We start from the raw sequence: 16,226 nt of genomic DNA, 5'->3' as shown, positions 1-16,226 counted from the left end.
GTTGAACTAATATTCAATTTATTTAACCGATTTTTTACACTACATTTAAATGGTCTGAATAAACTTTTACGCCATCGTTCTGGACAAGTTCTCTAAATGATTCAAGCAAATCATTTGTTACTGGCCCCGGTTTCCCTTCGCCAATTACTCGGCCATCCACTTTTACTACGGCAATTACTTCAGCAGCCGTACCTGTCAGGAACACCTCATCCGCTACGTACACATCGTGTCTAGTAAAAACACCTTCTTGAATGTCATAACCTTTTTCTGCCGCTACATCCATAATCGCATTGCGTGTTATCCCTTCAAGCGCTCCTACATAACCTGGAGGCGTTAATAATTTATTCTTGCGGACAATGAAGATGTTATCCGCTGAACCTTCGGCTACATAACCTTGATCGTTCAACATGAGTGCTTCAGAAACACCTGCTAGATGAGCTTCCAGTTTCACCAAAATATTATTCATGTAGTTCAATGATTTTACCTTTGGACTTAATACGTCTGAACGGCTTCTCCGTGTAGCAACCGATACAATTTCAATCCCTGTCTCATACATTGATTTAGGAAATAACGATAAAGGCTCTGCTATTACAATTACACTTGGATGTGAGCAGCTATATGGATCCAATCCAAGGTTTCCAACTCCCCGTGAAACGATCAGTCGAATATAAGCATCCTTGAATTTATTCTCTCTAAGCGTTTGGACAACAATTTCAACCATTTCCTCAAAAGTATGTGGAATCTCGAGCATCACGGATTTTGCTGAATCGTAAAGCCGCTCTAGATGTTCTTCCAGCCGAAAGACGTTTCCGTTATAAGAACGGATTCCCTCGAACACACCATCACCGTATAAAAAACCGTGATCATAAACTGAAATTTTAGCGTCTTCCTTTTTAACGAATTCACCATTTAAATAAATTACTTGTTCGCTCATGATGTCCACTTCTTTCTCGAAAGTTTTATAATATGCAATATATCGAATTCTGTTTGCGTCTTGTAAATTGTTGCTATCATATCGCCTATTTACATGCCTGTCAATCAACTTCACACTGTTTTTTTATTAATTTTGAATATTCACAAACCATGTATCCGTTTTCATTGTTGGTATACCTGGCTTTAACAGATTTTTTAAAAAGTTTGAATATTTTATGAACGCACTATAATTTTTCAAAAAAACTCGTCGTACCCCTTGCCACAGCACAAAAAAAGACCCTGTCTCATTTAATGAGACAGGGTCTTAAATTAACACTTAGCAGATCTTACTTAGTGATTGTAGCAACAACGCCAGCGCCTACAGTACGTCCACCCTCACGGATAGAGAACTTAGTTCCTTCTTCAAGTGCGATAGGAGAGATTAGAGAAACGATCATTTCGATGTTATCTCCAGGCATAACCATTTCTACACCTTCAGGAAGGTTACAAACACCAGTTACATCAGTTGTACGGAAGTAGAACTGCGGACGGTAGTTTGTGAAGAATGGAGTGTGACGTCCACCCTCTTCTTTTGAAAGAACATAAACTTCAGCTTTAAACTCAGTGTGTGGAGTGATTGTGCCTGGTTTAGCCAATACTTGTCCACGTTGTACGTCATCACGAGAAACTCCGCGAAGAAGTGCACCAATGTTGTCGCCAGCTTCAGCATAGTCAAGCAATTTACGGAACATTTCTACACCAGTTACAGTTGTAGATTTTGGTTCTTCAGTAAGACCAATGATATCAACGTTATCACCGATTTTGATTTGTCCGCGTTCAACGCGTCCAGTAGCAACAGTACCACGGCCAGTGATTGAGAATACATCCTCAACAGGCATCATGAATGGCTTGTCAGTATCACGTGGTGGAGTAGGGATGTACTCATCAACCGCGTTCATCAATTCAACGATTTTATCTTCCCATTCTGCTTCGCCTTCAAGAGCTTTAAGAGCAGATCCTTTGATGACAGGAATGTCATCGCCAGGGAAGTCATATTCAGATAGAAGATCGCGGACTTCCATTTCAACTAGTTCAAGAAGTTCTTCGTCATCTACCATGTCGCATTTGTTCATGAATACTACTAGGTAAGGAACACCAACTTGACGTGAAAGAAGAATGTGCTCACGAGTTTGTGGCATTGGGCCGTCAGCAGCAGATACTACTAGGATCCCGCCGTCCATTTGAGCAGCACCAGTGATCATGTTTTTAACATAATCGGCGTGTCCAGGGCAATCTACGTGTGCATAGTGGCGAGTTTCAGTTTCATACTCAACGTGTGAAGTATTGATTGTGATACCGCGCTCTTTTTCTTCAGGAGCGTTGTCGATTTGAGCGTAAGAACGAGCTTCCCCGCCTGATTTTTTAGCTAGAACTGTAGCGATTGCTGCAGTCAAAGTTGTTTTACCATGGTCAACGTGACCAATTGTACCAATATTCGCGTGCGTTTTAGAACGATCAAATTTAGCTTTTCCCATTAGAAAAATCCTCCTCAAAATGTAAGTGAATGTTTGTTTGAAGTGCTGGAATAATAGGGCCCTATTATTCCGAGCATACAAACTATTTATACTTTATTAAAGATCAAAATTCAATTATTGACCTTTATTTTTTTTGATGATTTCTTCAGAAATTGATTTCGGTACTTCTTCATAGTGATCGAAGTGCATTGAGAATACACCACGACCTTGCGTGTTTGAGCGCAATGAAGTTGCATAACCGAACATTTCTGCAAGAGGTACCATAGCACGAACTACTTGTGCGTTTCCGCGAGCGTCCATACCTTCTACACGGCCTCGGCGTGACGTAATGTCACCCATGATATCTCCAAGGTATTCCTCAGGGATAACAACCTCAACGCGCATAATTGGCTCAAGAAGAACCGGTCTAACTTTAGAAATTGCATTTTTAAGTGCCATAGAAGCAGCAACTTTAAATGCCATCTCATTCGAGTCAACATCATGGTAAGAGCCGTCGAACAAGCGAGCTTTAATATCAATCAAAGGATATCCGGCGATAACACCATTGTCTAGAGAGTCACGAAGACCCGCTTCAACTGCTGGGATGTATTCACGTGGAACAACACCACCAACGATACCATTTTCAAATTCAAAACCTGCTCCTTCTTCATTTGGAGAGAATTCAATCCAAACGTGTCCGAATTGTCCACGTCCACCAGATTGGCGTACGAATTTACCTTCAACTTTAGCAGACTCACGGAATGTCTCACGGTAAGATACCTGAGGTGCACCCACGTTAGCTTCTACGTTGAATTCACGACGCATACGGTCAACTAGGATATCAAGGTGAAGTTCACCCATACCAGCGATGATCGTTTGGCCAGTTTCCTGGTCAGTATGAGCACGGAAAGTTGGATCTTCTTCTTGCAGTTTTGCAAGAGCTTGACCCATTTTATCTTGATCCGCTTTAGATTTAGGCTCCACAGAAAGTGAGATAACAGGTTCTGGGAATACCATGCGCTCAAGAATTACTTGTTGTTTCTCGTCACTTAAAGTATCACCAGTCGATGTATCTTTAAGGCCGATAGCAGCAGCAATATCTCCACAATATACTTCAGCGATTTCTTCACGGGAGTTTGCGTGCATTTGAAGGATACGTCCTACGCGCTCACGCTTGCCTTTAGAAGAGTTCTGAACATATGAACCAGATTTAAGAGTTCCAGAATACACACGGAAGAAAGTCAATTTCCCAACGTATGGATCTGTCATTACTTTAAACGCAAGCGCTGAGAATGGTTCGTCTTCGCTAGGTTTACGCAATACTTCTTCGTCTGAATCCGGAAGAACACCAGTCATTGGTGGTACATCCAATGGAGATGGTAGGTAATCAATTACTGCATCAAGCATTAATTGAACCCCTTTGTTTTTAAATGCAGTTCCGCAAACCACTGGATAAAACTCAACATCTAACGTTCCTTTACGGATCGCAGCTTTAAGTTCTTCTTTAGTGATTTCTTCGCCACCAAGATATTTCTCCATCAAGTCTTCATCAAGCTCAGCTACAGCTTCCACTAATTTAGTGTGCCATTCTTCTGCTTGCTCTTTGTACTCTTCAGGAATTTCACCTTCTGTAATTTCAGTTCCCAAATCGTTTGCGTAGAAGCGTGCATTCATTTCAACAAGATCGATAATTGCTGAGAAGTCATCTTCTGCACCGATTGGTAATTGAATCGGGTGAGCATTAGCCTGTAAACGCTCATGCAGTGTGTTTACAGAATATAAGAAGTCCGCACCGATTTTATCCATTTTATTGATGAATACGATACGTGGAACTCCGTAAGTTGTAGCTTGACGCCAAACAGTTTCAGTTTGAGGCTCAACACCTGATTGAGCATCAAGAACTGTAACTGCACCATCAAGTACGCGCAATGAACGTTCAACTTCAACAGTGAAGTCTACGTGTCCAGGAGTATCGATGATGTTAACACGGTGGTTTTTCCATGAAGCTGTTGTCGCAGCAGAAGTGATTGTAATTCCACGTTCTTGCTCTTGCTCCATCCAGTCCATTTGAGAAGCACCTTCATGCGTTTCACCAATTTTGTGGATTCTACCAGTGTAGTATAAAATACGCTCCGTAGTAGTCGTTTTACCGGCATCAATGTGTGCCATGATCCCGATATTACGTGTTTTGTCTAAGGAGAACTCTCTAGCCATGTTGTTTTTCTCCTTCCGTTTCGGATTAAGATGTAAACATCTCGAAAGAAATTACCAGCGATAGTGAGCAAACGCTTTGTTTGCTTCCGCCATTTTATGAATATCTTCACGTTTTTTAACAGCTGCACCAGTGTTGTTAGCAGCGTCTAAAATTTCATTAGCCAAACGCTCTTCCATTGTTTTCTCTCCACGAAGACGTGAATAGTTTACAAGGTAGCGAAGACCTAGAGTTGTACGGCGTTCAGGACGAACTTCAACCGGTACTTGGTAGTTAGCTCCACCAACACGGCGAGCGCGTACTTCAAGAACTGGCATAACATTAGTCAATGCTTGTTCGTATACTTCAATTGGATCTTTACCGCTGCGTTCTTTAACTAGCTCAAACGCTCCGTATAGGATCTTTTGTGAAGTACCTCTTTTTCCGTCAACCATCATTTTATTAATTAAGCGTGTCACCAATTTTGAATTATAAATTGGATCTGGCAACACGTCACGTTTAGCTACAGGACCTTTACGAGGCATGTATGTTCCTCCTTTCAACGAAATCTCTTCGTTAATTTAACTTATTATTTTTTTACTTTAGGACGTTTAGTTCCGTATTTAGAACGGCTTTGCATACGGCCGTTTACTCCAGCTGTATCAAGTGCTCCACGTACGATATGGTAACGCACACCCGGTAAATCTTTTACGCGTCCGCCGCGAAGAAGAACTACACTGTGCTCTTGAAGGTTGTGACCTTCTCCAGGGATGTAAGCATTAACCTCGATTTGGTTTGTCAAACGTACACGCGCATATTTACGCAATGCGGAGTTTGGTTTTTTCGGTGTCATCGTACCAACACGAGTACATACTCCACGTTTTTGTGGTGATGTCACGTTAGTCTGAGACTTTTTAAAGCTGTTATACCCTTTGTTTAACGCTGGTGAATCTGATTTAGTGCTCTTTGGTTTACGAGGCTTGTTAACTAATTGGTTAATTGTAGGCATCGATTTTTTCCTCCTCTCAAAAGGTGTTCTAATACCACATATCCAGGTGGTTCATTTTTGGGTAAAAAACAAAGTCTTTGTGTTTTACACAAAAACTGTTATCCAGTAATAGCCACAGCAGCTGCACCGACATTAATGCCATATGCTTTGCCAAGCTTCAATCGTGAATCTGCATATTCGATCCGAATACCTTTTTCTAAGGCTAGTTGGATAATCTGTTCGGTCATTCGATCGTCCGCGTCTTTTGCCACTATTACTTCTTGGACAATGCCGCTTTTTAATGCTTTTACTGTCTGCTTTGTACCGATGATTATTTCACTTGCCTGTTTTACTTTTTCATTAGACATTTGCATATCCTCCAAAGTGTCAGACCGTTAACCATCAACCCTCAACATATTATCATTCTATGACAATGCTGTCAACTGAATTCTTAAAAAATCCCGGGAAGGTTATTTAGAAGCTTCCCGGAATCTAAGATTTTATTTTATGATTCTGTACCGACAATTTCCTGCTTCGCCGCTTTTTCGCTTTGAGCAATTTTAATTTGGCGGTAACGCTGCATTCCTGTTCCAGCTGGAACAAGTTTACCGATGATAACATTCTCTTTCAATCCTAGAAGCTCATCGCGTTTTCCTTTGATCGCTGCATCTGTTAAGACACGAGTCGTTTCCTGGAATGATGCGGCTGATAGGAATGATTCTGTTTCAAGGGATGCTTTTGTGATACCCAAGATAACAGGACGGCTTGTCGCTGGCAAATTACCTTCTAGAACCGCTTTGACGTTGGCTTCAGTGAATTGATGGATATCCAAAAGTGAACCTGGCAGCAATTCAGTATCGCCGGCTTCAATGACGCGAACTTTACGGAACATTTGACGAACCATAACTTCTACGTGCTTATCGCCGATCTCTACCCCTTGCATACGGTATACTTTTTGAACTTCCTTCAATAGATACACTTGAACAGCTTGAACGTCTTTTACTTGAAGCAATTGTTTCGGATCAATTGAACCATCCGTCAACACTTCACCTCGAACGATGGCGTCATCAACTTGAACCTTGATGCGTGCATTGTAAGGAGCTAAGTATTTACGAGTTTCAACGTCTCCTTGAATCGTTACTTCTTTCTGGCCTTCGCGGATTTCATCAATTTCAGTTACGGTACCTGTAATTTCAGAAATAACTGCTTGGCCTTTCGGATTACGCGATTCGAATATTTCTTGGATACGCGGAAGACCTTGTGTAATATCGTCTCCTGCAACACCGCCTGTATGGAATGTACGCATTGTAAGCTGAGTTCCTGGTTCACCGATTGATTGAGCTGCAATGATACCTACTGCCTCGCCCACTTCAACTTCGTCTCCAGTTGCCAAGTTAGTTCCGTAGCATTTTTTACAAATGCCGTGTTTTGTATTACATGTAAATGCAGAGCGAATCGTCACTTCTTTAATGCCCGCTTCAAGGATAAGACGAGTCAAATCTTGTGTGATCAATTCATCTTTCGCTACAATCACTTCTTTTGTTTCCGGGTGGCGAATTGTTTTCTTAGCATGGCGACCAACGATACGCTCATGAAGCTCTTCAATCACTTCTGTGCCTTCCATCAACGCTCCTACCAACAAGCCTCTGTCAGTTCCACAGTCATTTTCACGGACAATTGCATCTTGTGCAACGTCTACCAAACGACGAGTTAAGTAACCTGAATCGGCTGTTTTAAGTGCTGTATCGGCAAGACCTTTACGAGCACCGTGTGTAGAGATGAAGTATTCAAGTACTGTCAATCCTTCACGGAAGGAAGATTTAATCGGAAGTTCGATGATGCGTCCAGCCGGGTTGGCCATGAGCCCGCGCATACCAGCAAGCTGTGTAAAGTTGGAAGCATTACCACGCGCTCCGGAATCACTCATCATAAAGATTGGATTCAAGTTATCAAGAGATGCCATCAGTTTGCCCTGAATGATATCTTTTGCATTGCTCCAATACGAAATGACGCGTGCATATCGTTCTTCTTCAGTAATCAATCCGCGACGGAATTGTTTCATTACTTTATCTACATTTTCTTGCGCATCAACTAGGATTTCTCCTTTGTCCGGAAGAACTACGATATCCGCCACACCAACAGTAATGCCGGCTTGTGTCGAATACTTGAATCCAAGGCTCTTCATACGGTCAAGCATTTTAGAAGTTTCCGTAATGTGGAAACGTTTGAACACTTCAGCGATGATTTCCCCAAGAATTTTCTTCTTGAATGGAGTCACAAGCTCTGCTTCTTCAATATGCTTGCGAATATCTGTCGTTGTTGGGACAAAATATTTCGCTGGTGTTTCCACCTGCAGATTGTAGTCAGTTGGTTCATTTATATAAGGGAATGACTTCGGCAGAATTTCATTGAAAATAATTTTACCGACTGTTGTCAATAAAAGCATTTTGTTTTGGCTTTCTGTGAATGTCGGGTTGTTGACGGCTCCAGCCTGAATTGCAATACGTGTATGCAAATGTACATGGCCTGTTTGATAAGCGATCATTACTTCTTCAGGTCCTGAGAAAGTAGCGCCTTCTCCTGTAGCACCTTTGCGCTCAAGTGTTAAGTAATAGTTTCCTAGAACCATATCCTGAGATGGTGTTACAACAGGTTTTCCGTCTTTTGGATTCAAAATGTTCTGAGCTGCAAGCATCAACAATCTTGCTTCTGCTTGTGCTTCGGATGATAAAGGTACGTGAACAGCCATTTGGTCACCATCAAAATCGGCATTGTATGCAGTACATACAAGCGGGTGCAGACGGATCGCTTTACCTTCAACTAATGTCGGTTCAAATGCCTGGATACCCAGTCTGTGAAGTGTCGGTGCTCGGTTCAGTAGAACCGGATGCTCCTTGATGACATCTTCCAGTACATCCCAAACTTCAGAATGAAGACGTTCAATTTTGCGTTTTGCGCTCTTGATGTTGTGTGCCAATCCGCGTTCAACCAATTCTTTCATAACGAAAGGCTTGAACAATTCGATTGCCATTCCTTTAGGCAAACCACATTGATACATTTTCAGGTTAGGTCCAACTACGATAACTGAACGGCCTGAGTAATCAACTCGTTTACCAAGAAGGTTCTGACGGAAACGCCCTTGTTTCCCTTTCAGCATATGAGAAAGAGATTTCAATGGACGGTTACCAGGTCCTGTGACCGGACGGCCGCGGCGGCCGTTATCGATCAACGCATCAACAGCTTCCTGAAGCATACGTTTTTCGTTTTGTACGATAATGCTTGGTGCTCCAAGGTCCAAAAGACGTTTCAAGCGGTTGTTCCGGTTGATTACGCGGCGATAAAGGTCATTTAAATCAGAAGTCGCAAAGCGGCCGCCATCTAATTGAACCATCGGGCGAAGTTCAGGTGGAATAACCGGGAGTACGTCCAGAATCATCCAATCAGGATTGTTCCCTGAATTACGGAAAGACTCAACTACTTCTAGGCGTTTGATCGCACGAGTGCGGCGCTGGCCTTGGGCAGTTTTCAACTCTTCTTTTAATGAATCCGTTTCGCGCTCAAGGTCAATTTCCTGCAATAGACGTTTGATTGCTTCTGCTCCCATAGCAGCTTGGAATTTCTTGCCAAACTTATCACGGTAAGCGCGGTATTCTTTTTCAGAAAGAAGTTGTTTCTTTTCAAGCGGTGTATCCGCAGGATCAATTACTACATAAGAAGCGAAGTAAATGACTTCTTCCAGTGAACGCGGAGACATATCTAAGATAAGTCCCATACGGCTTGGAATTCCTTTGAAATACCAGATGTGCGAAACAGGAGCTGCTAATTCAATGTGCCCCATGCGTTCACGGCGAACTTTTGAACGTGTAACTTCAACGCCGCAGCGATCGCAGACAACACCTTTATAACGAACACGTTTGTATTTACCGCAATGGCATTCCCAGTCTTTTGTAGGACCGAAAATACGTTCACAGAACAAACCATCTTTTTCAGGTTTTAGTGTACGGTAATTGATTGTTTCTGGCTTTTTGACTTCTCCATAAGACCATGAGCGAATTTTATCGGGTGACGCTAATCCGATTTTCATATACTCAAAATTATTAACATCTATCAAGGAGCCTACCTCCCTTTTGTCTCGAGTTTCTGTACGGCTCTTCCTCGGTAATGGCTAAGTGAATAAATGGAGAACGGCCGGTTAAAGCCGTTCGAACCCAATAGTTATTAATCAATTGTTCCAACCGGTGCTTCTGTATCTGCAATCGGGAGGATATTCAATGAATCCGCAGGTTGAAGATCTTCTTCTTCGTCCAAATCGCGCAACTCAATTTCTTCATCATCAATCGTCAACATCTTAACATCCATACCTAAACTTTGAAGCTCCTTGATCAGAACTTTAAATGATTCCGGTACGCTTGGTTCCGGCACACTTTCACCTTTGACAATTGCTTCATAAGTTTTGACACGGCCTACAACATCATCCGATTTCACCGTTAGGATCTCTTGTAATGTATGTGCGGCACCATATGCTTCAAGGGCCCATACTTCCATTTCACCGAAACGCTGTCCGCCGAATTGAGCTTTACCACCCAATGGCTGTTGTGTAACCAATGAATAAGGCCCTGTTGAACGGGCGTGCAATTTATCATCGACCATGTGAGCAAGTTTGATCATGTACATGATTCCTACAGACACACGGTTATCGAATGCTTCACCAGAACGGCCATCGTAAAGAATCGTCTTGCCATCGCGCGGCATGCCTGACTCTTCCATTGTCTCCAGTACATCTTCTTCATTTGCTCCATCAAATACCGATGAGGCCATATGAATTCCAAGTGAACGGGAAGCCATTCCTAAGTGCAACTCAAGTACCTGACCGATATTCATACGAGATGGTACACCAAGCGGGTTCAACATGATGTCAACCGGTGTGCCGTCTGGCATGAATGGCATATCTTCTTCAGGTAAAATTCTTGAAATAACACCTTTGTTTCCGTGGCGTCCAGCCATCTTATCGCCGACAGAAATTTTACGTTTTTGAACGATATATGCACGTACCAGCTGGTTCACACCCGGTGGCAGTTCGTCTCCGTCTTCGCGATTGAAGATTTTGACGTCCAATACAATACCGCCAGCACCGTGAGGCACCCGCAATGAAGTATCGCGAACTTCACGTGCTTTTTCGCCGAAAATGGCATGAAGAAGACGTTCTTCAGCAGTCAATTCAGTAACGCCTTTAGGTGTTACTTTACCAACTAGAATATCTCCATCTTTCACTTCAGCTCCGACACGGATAATTCCGCGGTCATCCAAGTTACGCAATGCGTCTTCCCCAACGTTCGGGATATCGCGCGTAATTTCTTCCGGCCCCAGTTTTGTATCACGTGAATCGGATTCGTACTCTTCAATATGAACAGATGTGTAAACATCGTCTTTTACCAAGCGTTCACTCATGATGATCGCATCTTCGTAGTTAAAACCATCCCATGTCATGAAGGCAACCAGTACGTTTCTTCCTAATGCCATCTCTCCACGTTCCATCGAAGGTCCGTCAGCAAGAATATCGCGCTTGGAAACACGGTCTCCAACTTTAACGATTGGGCGTTGGTTATAACTTGTTCCTTGGTTGGAACGAACAAACTTCTGCAATCTGTAAGTGTCAAGGTCGCCTCTGACTTCATTGCCATCCACTACTTCAATGCGGCGGACTGAAATTTCTTTAGCTTCCACATATTCCACAATACCATCGCTTTTTGAAACAACAGCTGCACCAGAATCACGCGCTGCCAAGTGTTCCATTCCAGTTCCTACGAAAGGAGCTTCTGGATTTAACAATGGAACCGCTTGACGCTGCATGTTCGCTCCCATTAATGCTCGGTTGGAGTCATCGTTTTCAAGGAACGGGATGCAGGCTGTCGCTACGGAAACGACTTGCTTCGGCGAAACATCCATGTAGTCAATATTGCCGCGTTTGTAAACGGTGTTCTCACCGCGGAAACGTGCAACAATGCCTTCTTCAACGAATGAGCCATCGTCATTCAACTTCGAATTGGCCTGAGCCACTACATAGTTATCTTCTTCGTCAGCAGTCAAGTAATCAATGTGTTCTGTTACAATACCGGATTCAGCATCTACACGGCGATAAGGAGTTTCAATGAAACCAAACTTATTCACTTTCGCAAATGTTGATAATGTATTGATCAATCCGATGTTCGGACCCTCAGGCGTTTCAATCGGACACATGCGGCCATAGTGGGAATAGTGAACGTCACGTACTTCAAAGCCTGCGCGTTCACGCGTTAAACCACCGGGCCCAAGAGCCGATAGACGGCGTTTGTGCGTCAATTCAGCCAATGGATTCGTTTGATCCATAAACTGAGAAAGCTGAGAGCTGCCGAAGAACTCTTTAATCGATGCAATAACCGGACGGATATTGATCAATTGCTGAGGAACGATTGCTTGTGTATCGTTGATAGACATACGCTCACGAACTACACGCTCCATACGGGATAATCCGATACGGAATTGGTTTTGCAGCAATTCCCCTACTGAACGCAGACGACGGTTACCAAGATGATCGATATCATCCGTGTTTCCAACACCGTGAAGTAGGTTAAAGAAGTAACTGATGGAAGAAATGATATCTGCCGGTGTTACATGTTTAATCTTATCTTCTATATAAGCATTGCTTATTACAGTAACTTCTTTTTGGTCTTCGGTATTTGGCGCGTAGATTTTGATCGACTGCAAGGTAACTTCGCCTTCCAGAACACCACCTACTTGAGAAACCGTATGGAAACCAACGCCATTTTCCAAGTTTGGAATTAAACGATCGAGTACACGACGGTCGATCAGTGTGCCAGCTTCAACTAAAATTTCGCCTGTTTCAGGATCAACCAAAGTTTCAGCGATGGTCTGATTGAATAGACGGTTTTTAATATGAAGTTTTTTATTCATTTTGTAACGGCCGACATTTGCTAAGTCATAGCGTTTTGGATCGAAGAAGCGTGAATACAATAAGCTCTTCGCGCTTTCAACCGTTGGCGGCTCACCAGGGCGCAAGCGTTCGTAGATTTCAAGAAGCGCTTTTTCTGTGCTCTCTGTGTTATCTTTTTCAAGCGTATTTTGAAGGAATTCGTTATCGCCAAGCAAATCAATAATTTCCTGGTCGGATCCGAAACCAAGTGCTCTTAAAAGAACCGTCACTGGCAATTTACGCGTGCGGTCAATTCTGACATACACGACATCTTTTGCATCTGTTTCATACTCCAACCATGCACCGCGGTTAGGAATAACAGTTGCTCCAAAGCCTTTTTTACCGTTTTTATCTGTCTTGTCATGGAAATAAACACTTGGCGAACGAACCAATTGGGAAACGATGACGCGTTCTGCGCCGTTGATGACGAAAGTACCAGTCTCTGTCATTAATGGGAAATCTCCCATGAAGACATCCTGTTCTTTCACTTCATCAGTTTCTTTGTTGTGCAGACGTACTTTTACACGCAAAGGTGCTGCATAAGTAACGTCACGCTCTTTCGATTCATCGACTGGATACTTCGGTTCTGCGAGACTGTAATCAACAAACTCGAGTGATAGATTTCCTGTGAAATCTTCAATCGGCGAGATATCCCGGAACATTTCGCGAAGTCCTTCTTCAAGGAACCATTCGTAAGATGATGATTGAATTTCAATCAAGTTCGGAAGATCCAGCACTTCACTGATTCTCGAAAAACTTCTGCGTTGACGATGTTGACCGTACTGAACTAGTTGACCTACCAACTTATTCACCCCTCAATAAAACGATTATAGGTCTTTGCGATTTCTACAGAATAGTGTATGATATCGAAAAGACAAAAAGAAAACGAGACTAAATCAGCTCATTTTCGGTTTACACGTGATTAGATCTGTCGTCATGCCAAGCCCGAAAAAGGGCAAACGACCTCAAAATAATAAATTTTGCATTTCATTATAATAACACAGCCGTTTTGTCAAGTCAAACTTTTCTGGCCTCAAAAATAAAGTAACCTTTCTTCTTATCGACCACTTTAACTTCTCCGAAAAGCTCTTCCAGCTTCACTTTTGTAGAGGAAGCACCCTGCTTTTTCTGAATAACCACCCACAATGATCCACCATCCGCTAACTTCTCGGCAGCTTCTTCATAAAAACGGAAAATCGTCTCTTTTCCCGCCCTAATCGGCGGGTTTGTTAAAATTGCAGAAAAACCCGTTGTCTCTACAGCACTCAGACCATCGCTTTCGTAGATCTGAGCATTGGAGATATCGTTCTTTTCAACATTTGTTTTAGCCAGTTCAATGGCCCGGGTATTGACGTCTACCATATGCACTTGTTTATGAGGAAATGCTTTAGCGACCGCCATTCCGATGGGTCCGTAACCACAGCCCACATCCAGTATTGGCCCATCTATCTCAGCTTCTTTGAATGTCTCGATCAATAGACGCGAACCAAAATCGACTTCACTTTTGCTAAAAACACCTGTGTCAGTATGGAAACGAAATTTTTCCCCACGCAATACATCTGTCCATTCTCGAGGGTTGCTTTTTGTCTGAGGATTTTTGGAATAATAATGTTGAGACATATAAAGTCCTCCTTGCATTTAACTTGGTGCGGACAGCTGCCCGCCATGCAAATGAATTTAAAAAGAAGAAAAGCCCGTCGGTATACACTGACGAGCTTTCCTTTCATTTTTATAGATTCATGAAATTACTTAACTTCTACTGACGCGCCAACTTCTTCAAGTTTGCCTTTGATTTCTTCAGCTTCTTCTTTAGTAGCGCCTTCTTTGATTGCTTTAGGAGCTTCGTCTACAAGAGCTTTCGCTTCTTTAAGACCAAGACCAGTTACTTCACGTACTGCTTTGATTACTTTGATTTTTGAATCGCCAGCAGAAGTAAGAACTACGTCGAATTCAGTTTGCTCTTCTTCAGCAGCAGCACCGCCAGCAGCAGCAGCAACTGGAGCAGCAGCAGTTACGCCGAACTCTTCTTCGATTGCTTTTACTAGGTCGTTTAATTGAAGAACTGTCATTTCTTTGATTGCGTCTAAGATTTGTTCTTGTGTCATTATAGTTTCCTCCTATTGATAGGTAATATTTTTTGTCGTGCTTAGCCGGCTAACTTATTAAGCGCCTTGTTCTTCTTTTTGATCTGCAACTGCTTTTGTTGTAGCTGCAAAATTGCGGACTGGAGCTTGAAGTACGCTGAGTAGCATAGATAGCAAACCTTCGCGTGATGGAAGTTCTGCCAATGCTTTCACATCTTCAGCAGATGCAACCGCACCTTCGATGACACCTGCTTTAATTTCAAGCGCGTCGTTTGTTTTAGCGAAATTATTAATGATTCTCGCTGGTGCTACTACATCTTCGTTAGAAAATGCAATGGCGTTTGGTCCTGTAAAGTGTTCGTTGATCGCTTCAAGTCCGTGCATTTCTGTCGCACGGCGAGTCATTGAGTTTTTGTAAACTTTAAACTCAACGCCTGCTTCACGAAGCTGTTTACGAAGTTCTGTTAATTGTGCAACGTTCAATCCGCGGTAATCAACAACTACAACTGAAGCTGCAGTGCTGAACTTGTCAGCGATTGTTTGCACGACAACTTTTTTCGTTTCAACTGCTTTGCTCATTTTGGCACCTCCTATAGATTTTTCATTTATACCGTCCATAAGAAAAGCCTCTGGTCCATTACAGACACAGAGGCATAAAATCAGCATCAAAAAGATGTTATCTGAATTCATCATGTCCTCGGCAGGGATATATTAAGCGGCTGGCGCCCCTGCTGTCTGCGGTACAAATGGGTATTTCACAACTTCGCTAGTATAGCAGAGCGGAAATACGATGTCAATATCTTATTTAGCAACCACTTTAGTTGGATCTACTTTAACAGCAGGTCCCATTGTAGTAGTAACGTTCAATGATTTGATGTAAGTACCTTTAGCAGAAGATGGCTTCGCTTTTTGTACTACGTCATAGATCGCTTCCAAGTTTTCAGCAAGTTTGCTGTCATCAAAAGAAACTTTCCCGATTGGCGCGTGGATGATACCAGTTTTGTCTGCACGGTATTCCACTTTACCAGCTTTGATTTCTTGAACAGCTTTAGTTACATCAAATGTAACTGTGCCTGTTTTAGGGTTTGGCATTAAGCCTTTTGGTCCTAAAACGCGTCCAAGTTTACCAACTTCACCCATCATGTCAGGAGTTGCAACGATCACGTCGAAGTCAAACCATCCTTGTTGGATTTTTTGGATATATTCAGCATCGCCTACGAAATCTGCGCCAGCTGCTTCAGCTTCTTTCAGTTTTTCGCCTTTAGCGAAAACCAATACGCTTTGAGTTTTACCAGTTCCGTTTGGAAGTACTACTGCCCCACGGATTTGCTGGTCGTTCTTACGCGTGTCGATTCCTAGACGGAAAGCCACTTCTACTGTAGCGTCAAAGTTCACTGTGCTTGCTTTTTTCGCAAGTTCGATTGCTTCTTTAGCTTCGTATTGTTTTGAACGGTCGATCAACTTTGCTGCTTCTTGCAGCTTTTTGCCTGTTTTAGCCATTTTAAACGTCCTCCTTGTTGTGGTATAACGGAATGAACCTCCCACGATTAAAGGCTGCGCGGCTCAT

At 42.7% G+C, this 16,226-nt stretch carries 12 protein-coding genes and 1 other annotated feature; all 12 genes read right to left on the bottom strand.

The features are described from left to right. Positions 1–34: 34 nt before the first annotated feature. The 12 genes from ilvE to rplA all read right to left on the bottom strand — a co-directional run bounded on the left by ilvE (position 35) and on the right by rplA (position 16,159). Positions 35–934, bottom strand: coding sequence for a branched-chain-amino-acid transaminase (gene ilvE, locus FQV26_RS18040; protein WP_146559435.1), 900 nt, complete (start codon positions 932–934; stop codon positions 35–37). Between the two features lie 325 nt (positions 935–1,259). Then, positions 1,260–2,447: an elongation factor Tu gene (tuf, locus tag FQV26_RS18035; RefSeq protein ID WP_146559433.1), complete on the bottom strand. Its 1,188-nt coding sequence runs from the start codon at positions 2,445–2,447 to the stop codon at positions 1,260–1,262. 114 nt (positions 2,448–2,561) lie between these two features. Continuing rightward, positions 2,562–4,640, bottom strand: coding sequence for an elongation factor G (gene fusA, locus FQV26_RS18030; RefSeq protein ID WP_146559430.1), 2,079 nt, complete (start codon positions 4,638–4,640; stop codon positions 2,562–2,564). 51 nt (positions 4,641–4,691) lie between these two features. Next, a complete protein-coding gene (gene rpsG / locus FQV26_RS18025; protein WP_008432480.1) occupies positions 4,692–5,162 on the bottom strand; it encodes a 30S ribosomal protein S7 in 471 nt (156 codons plus the stop codon). A gap of 44 nt (positions 5,163–5,206) precedes the next feature. After that, positions 5,207–5,626, bottom strand: coding sequence for a 30S ribosomal protein S12 (rpsL, locus tag FQV26_RS18020; protein ID WP_049694534.1), 420 nt, complete (start codon positions 5,624–5,626; stop codon positions 5,207–5,209). Positions 5,627–5,724: 98 nt separating this feature from the next. Further along, complete coding sequence (locus FQV26_RS18015; RefSeq protein ID WP_146559428.1) at positions 5,725–5,973, bottom strand: ribosomal L7Ae/L30e/S12e/Gadd45 family protein; 249 nt, start codon at positions 5,971–5,973, stop codon at positions 5,725–5,727. Between the two features lie 137 nt (positions 5,974–6,110). Then, complete coding sequence (gene rpoC, locus FQV26_RS18010) at positions 6,111–9,716, bottom strand: DNA-directed RNA polymerase subunit beta' (protein WP_146559425.1); 3,606 nt, start codon at positions 9,714–9,716, stop codon at positions 6,111–6,113. Positions 9,717–9,823: 107 nt separating this feature from the next. After that, a complete protein-coding gene (gene rpoB, locus FQV26_RS18005; RefSeq protein WP_146559423.1) occupies positions 9,824–13,378 on the bottom strand; it encodes a DNA-directed RNA polymerase subunit beta in 3,555 nt (1,184 codons plus the stop codon). A gap of 214 nt (positions 13,379–13,592) precedes the next feature. Further along, positions 13,593–14,195, bottom strand: coding sequence for a class I SAM-dependent methyltransferase (locus FQV26_RS18000; protein ID WP_146559421.1), 603 nt, complete (start codon positions 14,193–14,195; stop codon positions 13,593–13,595). 125 nt (positions 14,196–14,320) lie between these two features. Beyond that, the gene (rplL, locus tag FQV26_RS17995; RefSeq protein WP_142830507.1) at positions 14,321–14,680 is read right to left on the bottom strand and encodes a 50S ribosomal protein L7/L12; all 360 of its coding nucleotides are present in this window, start codon (positions 14,678–14,680) and stop codon (positions 14,321–14,323) included. 57 nt (positions 14,681–14,737) lie between these two features. Continuing rightward, positions 14,738–15,238: a 50S ribosomal protein L10 gene (gene rplJ, locus FQV26_RS17990; RefSeq protein WP_146559419.1), complete on the bottom strand. Its 501-nt coding sequence runs from the start codon at positions 15,236–15,238 to the stop codon at positions 14,738–14,740. Positions 15,239–15,269: 31 nt separating this feature from the next. Next, positions 15,270–15,418, bottom strand: a sequence feature (ribosomal protein L10 leader region). Positions 15,419–15,460: 42 nt separating this feature from the next. Further along, a complete protein-coding gene (gene rplA, locus FQV26_RS17985; protein WP_146559417.1) occupies positions 15,461–16,159 on the bottom strand; it encodes a 50S ribosomal protein L1 in 699 nt (232 codons plus the stop codon). Between the last annotated feature and the right edge of the window lie 67 nt (positions 16,160–16,226).

The sequence above is a fragment of the Planococcus sp. CPCC 101016 genome (assembly GCF_007859295.1).
In the GTDB taxonomy this organism is placed as follows: Bacteria; Bacillota; Bacilli; order Bacillales_A; family Planococcaceae; genus Planococcus.
The sequence above is the reverse complement of the archived record's forward strand: the minus strand, read 5'-3'. Positions and strand labels throughout refer to the sequence as shown.